This window comes from Alphaproteobacteria bacterium PA2 (assembly GCA_002256425.1).
GTDB lineage: Bacteria > Pseudomonadota > Alphaproteobacteria > Caulobacterales > Caulobacteraceae > Phenylobacterium.
The window spans coordinates 2,139,038-2,152,005 of the sequence record NKIZ01000001.1 but is presented as its reverse complement, the minus strand read 5'-3'; the positions used below and the strand labels follow the sequence as shown (position 1 = coordinate 2,152,005).

General features: G+C 63.0%; 12 protein-coding genes. 7 read left to right on the top strand and 5 right to left on the bottom strand.

Annotated elements, in window-relative coordinates; genetic code table 11:
• From CFE28_10375 to CFE28_10345, 7 genes are read left to right on the top strand one after another with little or no spacing between them, the layout of a single operon-like run.
• Window positions 1-1,470, top strand: coding sequence for a Fe-S cluster assembly protein SufB (locus CFE28_10375; protein OYU70356.1), 1,470 nt, complete (start codon window positions 1-3; stop codon window positions 1,468-1,470).
• The gene (locus CFE28_10370; protein ID OYU70355.1) at window positions 1,467-1,868 is read left to right on the top strand and encodes a hypothetical protein; all 402 of its coding nucleotides are present in this window, start codon (window positions 1,467-1,469) and stop codon (window positions 1,866-1,868) included. The genes CFE28_10375 and CFE28_10370 overlap by 4 nt, the downstream gene beginning before the upstream one ends.
• Complete coding sequence (gene sufC, locus CFE28_10365) at window positions 1,868-2,614, top strand: Fe-S cluster assembly ATPase SufC (GenBank protein OYU70354.1); 747 nt, start codon at window positions 1,868-1,870, stop codon at window positions 2,612-2,614. The genes CFE28_10370 and sufC overlap by 1 nt, the downstream gene beginning before the upstream one ends.
• Window positions 2,611-3,648 carry a Fe-S cluster assembly protein SufD gene (gene sufD, locus CFE28_10360; protein OYU70353.1) on the top strand — a complete coding sequence of 346 codons (1,038 nt, stop codon included), beginning with the start codon at window positions 2,611-2,613 and terminating at the stop codon, window positions 3,646-3,648. Before sufC ends, sufD begins: the two co-directional genes overlap by 4 nt.
• Window positions 3,645-4,859, top strand: a complete 1,215-nt coding sequence (locus CFE28_10355; protein ID OYU70352.1) for a cysteine desulfurase — start codon at window positions 3,645-3,647, stop codon at window positions 4,857-4,859. Before sufD ends, CFE28_10355 begins: the two co-directional genes overlap by 4 nt.
• A 7-nt stretch (window positions 4,860-4,866) precedes the next feature.
• The gene (locus CFE28_10350; protein ID OYU70351.1) at window positions 4,867-5,217 is read left to right on the top strand and encodes an SUF system Fe-S cluster assembly protein; all 351 of its coding nucleotides are present in this window, start codon (window positions 4,867-4,869) and stop codon (window positions 5,215-5,217) included.
• 15 nt (window positions 5,218-5,232) lie between these two features.
• On the top strand, window positions 5,233-5,637 hold the full coding sequence (locus CFE28_10345) for a FeS assembly scaffold SufA (protein OYU70350.1): 405 nt from the start codon (window positions 5,233-5,235) through the stop codon (window positions 5,635-5,637).
• Between the two features lie 6 nt (window positions 5,638-5,643).
• Here CFE28_10345 and CFE28_10340 read toward each other — a convergent pair whose 3' ends face one another.
• From CFE28_10340 to glnA, 5 genes are all read right to left on the bottom strand, one after another.
• Window positions 5,644-6,447 carry a 2-(1,2-epoxy-1,2-dihydrophenyl)acetyl-CoA isomerase gene (locus tag CFE28_10340; GenBank protein OYU70349.1) on the bottom strand — a complete coding sequence of 268 codons (804 nt, stop codon included), beginning with the start codon at window positions 6,445-6,447 and terminating at the stop codon, window positions 5,644-5,646.
• Between the two features lie 80 nt (window positions 6,448-6,527).
• Window positions 6,528-7,577: a GGDEF domain-containing protein gene (locus CFE28_10335; protein ID OYU70348.1), complete on the bottom strand. Its 1,050-nt coding sequence runs from the start codon at window positions 7,575-7,577 to the stop codon at window positions 6,528-6,530.
• 160 nt (window positions 7,578-7,737) lie between these two features.
• Complete coding sequence (locus CFE28_10330; GenBank protein ID OYU70347.1) at window positions 7,738-9,273, bottom strand: RNA helicase; 1,536 nt, start codon at window positions 9,271-9,273, stop codon at window positions 7,738-7,740.
• Between the two features lie 137 nt (window positions 9,274-9,410).
• On the bottom strand, window positions 9,411-11,441 hold the full coding sequence (gene parE / locus CFE28_10325) for a DNA topoisomerase IV subunit B (GenBank protein OYU70346.1): 2,031 nt from the start codon (window positions 11,439-11,441) through the stop codon (window positions 9,411-9,413).
• Window positions 11,442-11,550: 109 nt separating this feature from the next.
• A complete protein-coding gene (gene glnA, locus CFE28_10320; GenBank protein ID OYU70345.1) occupies window positions 11,551-12,960 on the bottom strand; it encodes a type I glutamate--ammonia ligase in 1,410 nt (469 codons plus the stop codon).
• Window positions 12,961-12,968: the final 8 nt, after the last annotated feature.

Genomic DNA, 12,968 nt, shown 5'->3' with positions numbered 1-12,968 from the left:
ATGGCTGCGGTTAAGGACACGGTCGATCAGGTCGAAGGGCTCGAAAAGTACGAGCATGGCTTCGTCACCGACGTTGAACAGGACTTCGCCCCCAAGGGTTTGTCGGAAGACACCATCCGTTTCATCTCGGCCAAGAAGGAAGAGCCGGAGTGGATGCTCGCCTGGCGTCTGGAGGCCTATGAGCGCTGGCTGGCCATGGACGAGCCTGACTGGGCCAAGGTCAGCTTTCCCAAGATCGACTATCAGGACAGCTATTATTATGCCGCGCTGAAGGCCGGGACCGGTCCGGCCAGCCTGGATGAGGTCGATCCAGAAATCCTCGCCACCTACGCCAAGCTGGGCATTCCCCTGCGCGAGCAGGAGGTGCTGGCCGGCGTCGTCGGGTCTCCGCGCTATGCAGTGGATGCGGTCTTTGACAGCGTCTCGGTGGTGACCACCTTCAAGAAGGAACTGGCCGCCGTCGGCGTGATCTTCTGCCCCATGAGCGAGGCGATCCGCGAGCATCCTGAACTGGTGAAGAAGTATCTGGGCACGGTGGTGCCGACCTCGGACAACTATTATGCCTGCCTCAACTCCGCGGTCTTTTCGGACGGCAGCTTTGTCTATGTGCCGCCGGGGGTTCGCTGCCCCATGGAGCTGTCCACCTATTTCCGGATCAACGCCGCCCAGAGCGGACAGTTCGAGCGGACCCTGATCATCGCCGACAGGGGCGCCTATGTGTCCTACCTGGAGGGCTGCACTGCGCCCATGCGCGATGAGAACCAGCTGCATGCGGCGGTGGTCGAGCTGGTGGTTCTGGACGACGCCGAGATCAAATACTCCACGGTCCAGAACTGGTATCCGGGGGACCCGGAGACCGGCAAGGGCGGCATCTACAACTTCGTCACCAAGCGGGCGGACTGCCGTGGCGACCGGTCCAAGGTTTCGTGGACCCAGGTGGAAACCGGGTCAGCGGTGACCTGGAAATACCCCTCCTGCGTCCTGCGGGGCGAAGGCTCGAGTGGTGAGTTCTATTCCATCGCCATCACCAATGGCCGGCAGCAGGCCGACACCGGCACCAAGATGATCCACCTGGGCGCCAATACCCGCTCGCGGATCATCTCCAAGGGCATCAGCGCCGGCCGGTCGTCCAACACCTATCGCGGTCTGGTCTCGGCCCACCCCAAGGCCAGGGGCGCGCGGAACTTTACCCAGTGCGACAGCCTGCTGATCGGAAAGACCAGCGGCGCCCATACCATTCCCTATGTGGAGGCGCGCAACAGCGCCTGTGTCTTCGAGCATGAAGCCACGACGACCCGCCTGTCAGAGGACCAGCTTTTCTACGCCATGCAGCGGGGCTTCTCCCAGGAGGAGGCGGTGCAACTGCTGGTCAATGGCTTCGTGAAGGAGGTTCTGCAGGAGCTCCCGATGGAGTTCGCCGTGGAAGCCCAGAAGCTGGTTGCGATTTCTTTGGAAGGTAGTGTCGGATGAGCCAGGACAACAAAGGTCAGGCCGTGTCCCTGCGCCAGGCGTTCTTTGATGAACTGGGACGACGGGAAATCGCGCGCCGGGCGCGGGAGGATGCTGAACGGGCCCAGCAGGAGTCCGACAACAACCGGGCCATGGCGCTCTATCAGGCCCTGGCGCGGGAAGAGGACTTTCTCCGGGAGAAGGGCCTGATCCTGGATCACACCCGTTACGCCGTGACCCTGGACCACGAGAACTTCCGGCTGCGCGCCTATTTCGAGGACGACAAGGCCAGCGTCACCTCTGCTGACAAGCGGAACACGGCGTCCCTGAGCGCAGCCCCCCGTAAGCAGGAGACGGTCGACACCGTCGAAGCGGCCGTAGAATTACTGGCGCAATATCTCGCCGATGAGAGTTTTTAATGTTGAAGATCAATAACCTCCGCGCCGAAGTTGATGGCAAGGAAATCCTGAAGGGCCTCACCCTTGAAGTGCCTGCGGGGGAGGTTCACGCCATTATGGGCCCCAATGGCGCCGGCAAGTCGACCCTGTCCTACGTCTTGACCGGAAGGTCGGGCTATGAGGTCACCGAAGGATCTGCCAGCCTGAATGGGGACGACCTTCTTGGCCTGGACGCCAGCGAACGGGCCACCCGAGGGCTGTTTCTTTCCTTCCAGTATCCGCTTGAAATTGCAGGTGTTCCGGCGCTGACCTTCATCCGTTCGGCCCTCAATGCCCAGCGCAAGGCCCGGGGTGAGGACGAGATCAAGGCGCCCGACTTCCTGAAGCTCGCCCGAGCCCAGGCGGCCGCCCTGAAGATCGACTTCGAAATGCTCAAGCGCCCGCTGAATGTCGGCTTCTCCGGTGGCGAGAAGAAGCGCATGGAAATCTTCCAGGCAGCAATGCTTTCGCCGCGTTTCCTCATCCTCGACGAGACGGATTCCGGCCTCGATATCGACGCCCTCAAGATCGTTTCCGAAGGGGTGAACGCCATGCGTTCCCCCGACCGCTCCATGCTGGTCATCACCCACTATCAGCGCCTGCTGGACTACATCAAACCCGACAGGGTCCATGTCCTCGCCGCCGGGCGGATCGTCCAGTCCGGAGGGCCCGAACTGGCGCTCGAGCTGGAGCGTGAAGGCTATGACAAGTATGCGAGGGCTGCGTGAGCCTGACCTCTGCCATAGAGACCGGCGACCTCAGCCTGCTGCCCGGCAGGCGGGATGAGGACTGGCGGTGGACTGACCTTCGCGGCCTGCTGCGCAGCCTGCCGCCAAAGGCGGTCGCATTGCCGCCCAACGGGCTGGATGCCGGCCCGTTCGACGCCCTGACGAGTGAGGTGCTCGTGCTGGCTGGTGGCTCCGAAAGCGTGTCGATCGTGGTCGAGGATGGCGCTGAACGCACCCTGGCGCTTCGTATCATTTCCCGTGGCGCAACTGCCCTCAGGGCTTCGGCAAAAATACGAGTTGGTTCTGGATCGAAATTGATCCTGCTGGAATCCTGCGAAGGGGATGACGGCGCCTATGTGACCAATGCGGACCTGGATTTCGAAATTGCTGAAGGCGCCCAGGTGGAGCGTATCGTCCTCGCCAGGGATGGTGATGACGGAGTCCTGGTATCCCAGGCCCAGGTTCGGCTGGGCGCGGGCGCCAGCTTTTCCCAGACCATCGCTACATCAGGCGCGCGGCGTCAGAGGCTTGAAACTTCCGTGGATCATCCGGGAGCCGGAGCCCGTGTCCTTCTCAATGGCGTCTACCTCCTGGCCGGGAAGCGCCACGCCGACCTGACCACGACCGTGCGCCATCTCGGGGTAGACGGGGTGACCAGCCAGCTGACCAAGGGCGTTGTCCGCGATCAGGCCCGCGGCGTCTTCCAGGGCCGTATCATCGTGGAGGAGGGGGCTGATCGCACCGAGGCCCGGATGGGTCACCATGCCCTGGTCCTGTCTGACAAGGCCGAGGTCGACGCCAAACCCGAACTCCTGATCAATGCCGATGATGTCCAGTGCGCCCATGGCAATACGATTGGCGCCCTGGATGAAGCGGCGCTCTTCTATATGGAACAGCGCGGCTTGCCGGAGGCAGATGCCCGGGCCCTGCTCATCGGCGCCTTTGTCAGCGAAGCGGCGGGCGCCATTTCCTGCGAGCCCGCCAGGGGCGTCATCGAGGCCTGGATTGCACAAGCCATGGAGATCGCTCCATGACCTTCAATGTCGAGGCTGTGCGCGCCCAGTTTCCGATCCTCGGGCGTCAGGTGAATGGCAAGCCCCTGATCTACCTCGACAGCGCCGCTTCGGCCCAGAAGCCGCAGGCCGTGATCGACGCCATGACGGCGGCCATGTCCAGTTCCTACGCCAATGTCCATCGGGGCCTTCACACCCTGGCCAATGAGACCACAGAGGCCTTCGAGGCGGCCCGCCAGACGGTCGCCGATTTTGTCGGGGCCGATCTGAACGAGATCGTCTTCACCAAGGGGGCGACGGAAGCCATCAATCTGGTGGCCTCGGGCCTTGGCCAGTCCCTCGTCGCCGGCGATGAGATCCTGCTCACCGAAATGGAGCACCACGCCAACATCGTGCCGTGGCATTTCCTGCGCGAGCGTCAGGGAATTGTGCTGAAGTTCGCCCCGGTGCTTGATGACGGCCGTCTGGATCTCGAGGGTTTCAAGTCCCTCCTGTCGCCAAGGACAAAGGTCGCCGCCTTCACCCACATGTCCAATGTCCTGGGCACGGTGAATCCCGTGGCCGAAATGGTTGCAGCCGTCCGGCAGGTTGGCGCCATCACCCTGGTCGATGGGTGTCAGTCGGTCGTCCACCTGGACGTGAAGGTCCGCGAACTCGGCGCTGACTTCTATGTGTTTTCCGGCCACAAGCTCTATGGTCCGACGGGTATCGGCGTCCTTTATGGCAAGGCTGAGCGCCTCGCCGCCCTGCCGCCCTACCAGGGCGGGGGCGAGATGATCGCCGACGTGGCCCTTGACCGGATCACCTATGCTGACCCTCCCCACCGGTTCGAAGCTGGCACGCCCCCCATTCTTGAGGCCATCGGTCTGAACGCCGCCCTGACCTGGTTCCAGGGGCTGGATCGCCCGGCGGCTGCGGATCACGAGCACGCCCTCTATCAGCGGGCGCGCGATGCCCTTGCGAGCGCCAACTGGATGAAGGTGATCGGCGAGGCGCCGGGCAAGGGCGCGATCCTCAGCTTCACCGTCGAAGGCGCCCATGCCCACGACGTGGCGCAGATCCTCGATCGCTATGGTGTCGCCGTCCGCGCCGGAACCCATTGCGCCGAGCCCCTGATGCGGCGTTTTGGCGTTACGTCGAGCCTGCGGGCGTCATTTGCCCTCTACAATACCGAAGCCGAGGTCGACGCTTTCGTCGACGCCCTCAATCGCACCCAAGCCTTCTTCGCCTGAGATTCCCATGGATGACGCAACTCCCCCCGTTACGCCCCTGTCCCAGGCCGAACTGGACCGGCTGACCGATCTTCTGATCGAGAAGTTCAAAACGGTCTATGACCCGGAAATCCCCGTGGACATTTACGAGCTCGGCCTGATCTACAAGGTCGACGTGTCCGACACCAAGGACGTGGCCATAGACATGACCCTGACGGCGCCCGGCTGCCCTGTGGCAGGGGAAATGCCAGGCTGGGTCGAGGACGCGGTCCGCGAGATTCCGGAGCTGGGCAAGGTGAAGGTAGACCTTGTTTTTGATCCGCCCTGGGATCCCTCGCGGATGTCTGACGAGGCTAAACTTCAACTCAACATGTTCTGACCCCATATAGGCGACATGGAAAACCTGAACCTGACCACATCCACGCCCCGCCCGCGCCGTCCCCGGCCCAAGGTGGTGAGCCTGACGCCGGAAGCGGCGGCCCGGGTTCAGGAGATCATGGCCAAGGCCGATCAGCCCTATGCAGGCTTGAGGGTGGGCGTGAAGAATGGCGGCTGCGCTGGGCAGGAATACGTTCTGGAGTATGCCCAGTCCGCCAATCCGCTGGATGAGGTCGTCGAGGACCACGGCGTCACCATACTGGTGGAGCCCAAGGCGGTCCTGTTCCTGATTGGAACGGTGATCGACTATGAGGTGACCAAGCTCTCGGCCAAGTTCGTCTTCCGTAATCCGAACGAGACCGACGCCTGCGGCTGCGGCGAGAGCGTGACCATAGAGCCTGGCCGCGCCCTCGAGGCCTGAGAAGGCCTATTTACGGGTAAAGACAGCGATGCGCTTCTGCAGGAAGGCGAGGACCCCTTCGCGGAAGTCGTTGGTCCTGCCGGCATGTTTCTGGGCCATACGCTCATTGTGCAGCTGTTCGCTCCACCCGGAATCCAGGCTTTCCCAGATCAGCTTGCGGATTGACCCCAGCGCCCACGGACCATCTGCCAGTGAGCGGGCCAGTTCCATGGCGGTGGACATCAGCTGATCATCAGGCACGCAGCGATTGACCAGACCCCAATCAAGGGCGGTCTTGCCGAAGATCTTCTCACCCATAAGCGCCATTTCCATGGCCCTGGCCTTGCCGATCAGCCGGGGCAGGAGGTAGGTCGATCCGCCATCCGGAACCAGGCCGATGCGCCGGAAGGCCTGCAGGAAATAGGCGCTCTCCGCAGCGACGATCAGGTCTCCCATCAGGGCGATGGAGCACCCCACGCCGGCGGCCGCGCCATTGATGGCGGTGACCAGGGGCAGGGGATAGTCACGCAGTGTGGTCATGAAGGGGTTGTAGACGGTCTCCAGGGCTGCGCCTGCGTCGGGGCCTTCAGGATCAACGGGCTCGTCGGCCGGGCCACCTCGACCCGACAGGTTGGCGCCCGAGCAGAAGCCGCGGCCGTCGCCGGTAAGAACCACGCAGCGGACTTCGGAGCCATCCTGGATGAAACTGCGAAATGCGTCGTGGAGTTCCGCCACCAGGTCTACCCCGGCGGCATTCATTGTGGCGGGGTCAGACAGGGTTACGACAGCAATGCCGTCCGCGACGGATGTCTTAATCTTGTTGTAGGCCATGGCGTCCTCCCGAGATCGCTTTCGCTGATCTTTATGGAAGCGGACCTTAGGTCAGTCTAGGGGGCGCCTCGGGGGCTCAGCTAAGCCGCAGAGGCAATTGAGTCCGCCCGGGTGACCTGATTGCGGCCACTGCGCTTGGAGACGTAGAGCGCACTGTCTGCGCGCTCGAGCAGTTCGTGCCCGTTCTCGCCTGTAGCGCGCTCGGCGAGGCCGGCGGACAGGGTGATGGTGCCCAGATCTTCGTTGGTTGATCTGCGCTTGAGGATGCGCGAAGCGACCTCAACCCGGATTTGTTCGAGGACATTGAAGGCTTGCGAGGCGTTTTCACCCGGAAACAGCAGGGCGAACTCTTCCCCGCCATAGCGGGCGGCCATGCGCGGGGAACTGCCCGACTGTCCGATGACGCCGGCCACATAGCGCAGGACCTGGTCACCGGTCTGGTGACCCCATGTATCGTTGAAGGTCTTGAAGTGGTCGATATCCAGAACCGCCAGGGTCAATGGCAGGCCGTCAGCCTCGGAGGCTGCGCACATGCGTTCAAGCTCGGCATCGAAGGCCTTGCGATTGGCCAGGTTGGTCAGGCCGTCCGTCGTTGCGTCGCGGCGAACCTGTTCCAGGTGCTCGCGCAGACGGCTGACTTCCGCCGTGGAGTCAGAGAGGCGGGATTCCAGCGTCTGATTCTCGGCCTGGATACGCCGGGTGGCGGCCGCGAGGGTTTCAACCGTTTCCCTGAGATCGCCCTGGTCATTGTCCAGCGACTTGCTGGCGTATTCAAGGGTCACGCCGTAAGCCTCGCTGGACTTCTGCGCTGACTTGATCGCCTGGGAAACCGAGTTCAGCTCCTTGGTCAGGGCGTCGCCGGTGTCACGAATTTCTTCGGTAAGTTTTCCGCCTGCCAGATAGGTCGCCGCCAATTGATCGCAGGCGCCATCGGTAAAGGCGCCGCCTTCAGCTATGATCCGGCCGATTTCCTTGGCGAGCGGGCCACTGGGATCGCAGACATAGTGCGTCCAGAGTTCAAAGTTCTGAGGGGTCGGCCAAACCTTATTCTTTTCCATGGCTTCGAGCGCTCTGCGCGCCAGAGGATAGGCTTCCGGGGCTCGAAGTTTGGTGTCGATATCAGAGGCCATGACCGCATTGTTTCCTGTAGCCGACAGCACATGCTGAGGGCGACTCGTCCACATCTCGGATTCACCTTAATCGCGAGACCCAAACGAGCCGTTAAAACGATGCTCTTGGTGGTATTCAAGTGCTGTACTGCGCCCCAGGTGCAGGGCGGTTGTTCTGCCCCTACTTCTTTGGGGTTTTCGCGATCGGGCGGGACAGGAAGGCCGGAAGGTCCGAGCCAAAGCCGACCACCGACCTGTCGTCATCCGCCTCTGGCCTGCGTCCGCGGACGCCCCGTGGCGCGGGGGCCTCGGCGGCGGGTTCCTGGCGCTCAGCGGTCTTGCGCGGTGGGGCGGACTCCCGGCGTGGCTGGGTCCGGCGAGGTTCGTCCCTTTGCGTCTCCCGCTCAGGCTGAACCGCGGGTTCAGGCGCAGGTGCGACTTCCAGAGGCTCGGTGTCGGCTGAAGGTCTCGACGAACGCGGGGCGCCGCGGGGCTTGCGGTCCCTGTCCCGGTCCCGATCTCCCCGACCGCGGGCGGGTTTGCCATCATCCCGGCGCACATCCTTGATGGCGGCGAAATCGACGCCTTCCAGGGTGATTTCCTCGGGATCCTTGCCGATCAGCTTCAGCACCTTGTCGATGTTCTTCGCATCGGCAGGGGTAACGATCATATAGGCCTTGCCGCTGCGGCCAGCCCGACCGGTCCGGCCGATCCTGTGCACATAGTCGTCTGCGTGATGGGGCACGTCATAATTGAAGACGTGACTGACGTCCGGCACGTCCAGGCCGCGGGCGGCGACATCCGAAGCGCAAAGCAGCTTGAGCTCACCCTTGCGGAAGGCCTCAAGGGTCTTCATCCGGGTCTGCTGGTCCAGATCGCCATGAATGGCCGCAGCGTCAAAGCCGTGGGTTCTCAGGGACTTGGCAACAATGTCGACTTCCGACTTGCGGTTGCAGAAGACGATCCCGTTCCGGACATCGTCAGCGCCAATCAGCATGCGCAGGGCCGTACGCTTGGCCTTGGGATCCGAGGTCGGCAGCCGGATCATGTACTGGGTGATGGTGTCCGCCGTCGTCGCCGGGCGGGTTGCCTCGATCCGCACGGGATCGTTGAGGAACTGCTTGGTCAGACGGGTGATTTCCGGTGGCATTGTCGCCGAGAAGAACAGGGTCTGCTTCTTGGGCGGCGTCAGTTTGAAGATGCGCTCGATATCGGGAATGAAGCCCATGTCGAGCATGCGGTCAGCTTCGTCGACCACCAGGATCTGGACGCCGGTCATGAGCAGTTTGCCGCGCTCAAAATGGTCGAGCAGGCGGCCAGGCGTCGCGATCAGGACGTCGACGCCGCGATCAAGCTTGAGTTCCTGGTCGCTGAAGGAAACCCCGCCGATCAGGAGGGCCCAGGAGAGCTTGGTCTTCTGGCCCTTGGCGTATTTCTCGAAGGACAAGGAGACCTGGTCCGCCAGTTCGCGGGTGGGCGCGATGACCAGGGCGCGAGGCATGCGCGCCTTGGAGCGACCTGCCGCAAGGCGGTCAATCATCGGAAGGGTGAAGGCGGCGGTCTTGCCGGTCCCGGTCTGGGCGATGCCCAGGACGTCACGTCCGGCGAGGGCCACGGGAATGGCTTCGGCCTGGATTGGGGTGGCCGTGGTGTAGCCGGTGTCGGCCACAGCTTGCAGGGTGGCGGGCGATAGGCCCAGTTCAGAAAATTCGGTCATCAGTTGCTATTTTGGCGGAGGGAACCCGAAAGGTGGGTCAGCCTGCCGCGGCGGCGCAGACGGCGATCGTCGCGCGCCCTAAGGATAGGGGTTGGGCCAGCTAAGTCAACGCGTTCCCTGAGCGATCCGGCCACGGCCTAGACGTCCAGGTCCGCCGTGGCGAATTCCGCATTTTCCTGGATGAAGCGGAAGCGGAGTTCGGGCTTGCGCCCCATCAGGGACTCCACCAGATCCTCGACCGCTTCTTCCGAGCGGGGCAGGGTGACCCGGGCCAGGGTCCGCTTGGACGGATCCATGGTGGTTTCCTTCAACTGGGCAGGCATCATCTCGCCCAGGCCCTTGAAGCGCCCGATATCGGGCTTCTTTCCCTTGAACTCGGTGTTCAGCAACTCGTCCTTGTGGGCGTCGTCCCGGGCATAGATGACCTTGCCGCCATGACTGATCCGGTAGAGCGGCGGCAGGGCCAGGAACAGCCGTCCCGACCGGATCATTCCCGGCATGGTGCGATAGAAGAAGGTGATCAGCAGGCTGGCAATGTGGGCGCCGTCCACGTCGGCGTCCGTCATGATGACCACACGCTCATAGCGCAGGTCTTCTTCCTTGAACTTGGCGCCGGGCTGAACGCCAAGGGCCAGCATCAGATCGCTGAGTTCCTTGTTCTGGCCCATCTTGTCGAGGGTCGCGGAGGCGACGTTCAGGATCTTGCCGCGCAGGGGCAGTATGGCCTGGGTGCGCCGGTCACGGGCCTGCTTGGCCGAGCCGCCGGCGCTGTCGCCCTCGACCAGGAATATCTCTGTGCCGTCCATGGCCTGCCCGGAGCAGTCCGCAAGCTTTCCCGGCAGGCGAAGCTTGCGGGTTGCGGAGGCCCGTGAGACCTCCTTGTCCCTCCGGCGTTTCAGGCGCTCTTCAGCCCGCTCAATGACAAACTCCAGCAGGGCCGTCGCGGCCTTGGGTTGGGCGGTCAGCCAATGGTCAAAGGGATCGCGCAGGGCGTTTTCAACCAGACGCTGGGCGTCGCTGGATGAAAGGCGCTCCTTGGTCTGACCCTGGAACTCTGGATTGGCCACGAAGACGCTGACCAGGGCGCCGGCCTGGGCCAGAACATCATCGGCGGTGATCAGGCCGCCGCGCTTTTCGCCAGACAGTTCCGCATAGGCCTTCAGCCCGCGGGTGAGGGCGGCCCGAAGGCCGGACTCGTGGGTCCCGCCTTCGGGGGTTGGAACGGTATTGCAGTAGGACTGCATGAAACTGTCGGCTTCACCAAAGCCGGCCGGGGTCCAGGCAATGGCCCACTCCACCTTGCCGGCTTCGCCCTTGCGCTCGAAGCGTCCGGCGAAGGGTTCTGGCGTTACGGTTTCGAGCCCTTTGATCCGTTCGCCCAGGAAATCGGCAAGGCCATTGGGGAAGCGGAAGGTCGCTTCAGCAGGGGTCTGGTCGTGGATGCGGGAGGGGTCGCAGGACCAGCGGATTTCGACGCCGCCGAACAGATAGGCCTTGGATCTGGCCATCCGGTAAAGCCGCGCCGGCTTGAAGACTGCGCCCTCGCCAAAAATGACCGGATCAGGGGTAAAGCGGATCCAGGTGCCGTGCTTGCGGGTCGGGCCAAGCTTTTCGATGCCGCCGATCGGCTTGCCGCGGGTGAAGGCCTGGCGCCACTCGAAGCCGTCCTTGAAGGCCGTAACCTCGACCCTTTCCGACAGGGCGTTGACCACGGACACGCCCACGCCGTGCAGGCCACCCGAGGTTTCATAGGCCTTGCCCGAGAATTTTCCGCCCGAGTGCAGGACGGTCATGATGACTTCAAGGGCCGACTTGCCGGGGTGCTTGGGGTGCGGGTCTACGGGAATGCCGCGCCCGTCATCCTTGACGCAAAGCGATCCGTCAGCAGCAAGGATCACCTCGATCAGCTTGGCGTGCCCGGCGACCGCCTCGTCCATGGCGTTGTCCAGGACTTCGGCGAACAGGTGATGGAGAGCCCGTTCGTCGGTCCCGCCGATGTACATGCCTGGGCGCTTGCGGACCGGTTCCAGGCCCTCGAGGACCTCGATGTCCTTGGCGGAATATCCGGGCTGTCCTCCACTGGTCGCAGGCGCCTGGGCCGTCGGCTCAGGAGGCGGCGGTGCTGGCTCCGTGTCGAACAGGGATGCTTGGGGAGGGGCCTTGGACATGACGGCACATTAGCCGAGATTCGGAGTGGTCTCCCAAATCATCTTGGCCCAACGAAAAAGGGCCGCAGCCTTGGCTGCGGCCCTTCCGTTCTGATCGGTGAGGATCAGATCAGCACTTGTAGTACATGTCGAATTCGACCGGGTGCGGGTGCAGGGCCAGACGCATGACTTCTTCCATCTTCAGTTCGATGTAGGAGTCGATGAAGTCGTCGTCCATGACGCCGCCAGCCTTCAGGAAGGCGCGGTCCTTATCGAGGCTGTCCAGGGCTTCCTTGAGGGAGCCGCAGACTTCCGGAACCTTCTTCTGCTCGCGGGGCGGCAGGTCATAGAGGTTCTTGTCCTGCGGGCCGCCCGGATCGATCTGGTTGATGATGCCGTCGAGGCCGGCCATCAGCAGGGCGGTGAAGGTCAGATAGGGGTTGCCCATCGGGTCGGGGAAGCGGGCTTCCAGACGCTTGCCCTTCGGGCTGTCCGTGTGCGGGATCCGGATCGAGGCCGAACGGTTGCGGGCCGAATAGGCCAGCTTCACCGGGGCTTCATAGCCGGGCACCAGGCGCTTGTAGCTGTTGGTCGTCGAGTTCGAGAAGGCGTTGATCGCCTTGGCGTGCTTGATGATGCCGCCGATGTACCAGAGGCACATCTGTGACAGACCGGCATACTTGTCGCCGGCGAACAGCGGCTTGCCGTCGCCCCAGATGGACTGGTGCACGTGCATGCCCGAGCCGTTGTCAGCGAACATCGGCTTGGCCATGAAGGTCGCAGTCTTGCCATAGGCCGCCGCCACATTGTGGATGACGTACTTATAGAGCTGCAGACGGTCGGCCATGATGATCATGGTGTCGAACTTCAGGCCCAGTTCGTGTTGGGCCGGCGCCACTTCGTGGTGGTGCTTTTCAGGCTTCATGCCCAGTTCGCCCATGACGGCGAGCATTTCGCCGCGCAGGTCCTGGCCGCTGTCCACCGGGTTCACCGGGAAATAGCCGCCCTTGGGACCCGGACGGTGTCCCATATTGCCTTCAGGATATTCCTTGTTGGTGTTCACCGGCAGTTCGCTGGCGTCATAGGAATAGCCGGTATTGTGCGGGGCCGTTGACCACTTCACGTCGTCGAAGATGAAGAACTCGGCTTCAGGGCCGAAGAACACGGTGTCGCCAATGCCCGAGGACTTCACGAAGTTCAGGGCCGACTTGGCGATGGAGCGCGGGTCGCGGTTGTAGGGGGTGCCCGTGTCGGGGTTCACCACGTCGCAGAACAGGCACAGGGTGGTCTGCTGGTAGAAGGGGTCGATGATGGCGGTGTCCAGATCCGGACGCAGCTTCATGTCGCTCTCATTGATGGCCTTCCAGCCGGCGATGGACGACCCGTCGAACATGGTGCCGTCATTGAGGAACTCTTCGTCCACCAGGTCGATGTCGAAGGTCACATGCTGCATCTTGCCGCGAATGTCGGTGAAACGGACGTCGACGTACTTGACGTCCTTTTCCTTGATCTCGTTCAGAATGTCTTTGGCCGTGGCCATGGTTCTAT

Coding starts and splice junctions, on each gene's coding strand:
- CFE28_10375 (OYU70356.1), top strand. CDS start 1: ATGGCTGCGGTTAAGGACACGGTCGATCAGGTCGAAGGGCTCGAAAAG.
- CFE28_10370 (OYU70355.1), top strand. CDS start 1,467: ATGAGCCAGGACAACAAAGGTCAGGCCGTGTCCCTGCGCCAGGCGTTC.
- sufC (OYU70354.1), top strand. CDS start 1,868: ATGTTGAAGATCAATAACCTCCGCGCCGAAGTTGATGGCAAGGAAATC.
- CFE28_10355 (OYU70352.1), top strand. CDS start 3,645: ATGACCTTCAATGTCGAGGCTGTGCGCGCCCAGTTTCCGATCCTCGGG.
- CFE28_10350 (OYU70351.1), top strand. CDS start 4,867: ATGGATGACGCAACTCCCCCCGTTACGCCCCTGTCCCAGGCCGAACTG.
- CFE28_10345 (OYU70350.1), top strand. CDS start 5,233: ATGGAAAACCTGAACCTGACCACATCCACGCCCCGCCCGCGCCGTCCC.
- CFE28_10340 (OYU70349.1), bottom strand. CDS start 6,447: ATGGCCTACAACAAGATTAAGACATCCGTCGCGGACGGCATTGCTGTC.
- CFE28_10335 (OYU70348.1), bottom strand. CDS start 7,577: ATGGCCTCTGATATCGACACCAAACTTCGAGCCCCGGAAGCCTATCCT.
- CFE28_10330 (OYU70347.1), bottom strand. CDS start 9,273: ATGACCGAATTTTCTGAACTGGGCCTATCGCCCGCCACCCTGCAAGCT.
- parE (OYU70346.1), bottom strand. CDS start 11,441: ATGTCCAAGGCCCCTCCCCAAGCATCCCTGTTCGACACGGAGCCAGCA.
- glnA (OYU70345.1), bottom strand. CDS start 12,960: ATGGCCACGGCCAAAGACATTCTGAACGAGATCAAGGAAAAGGACGTC.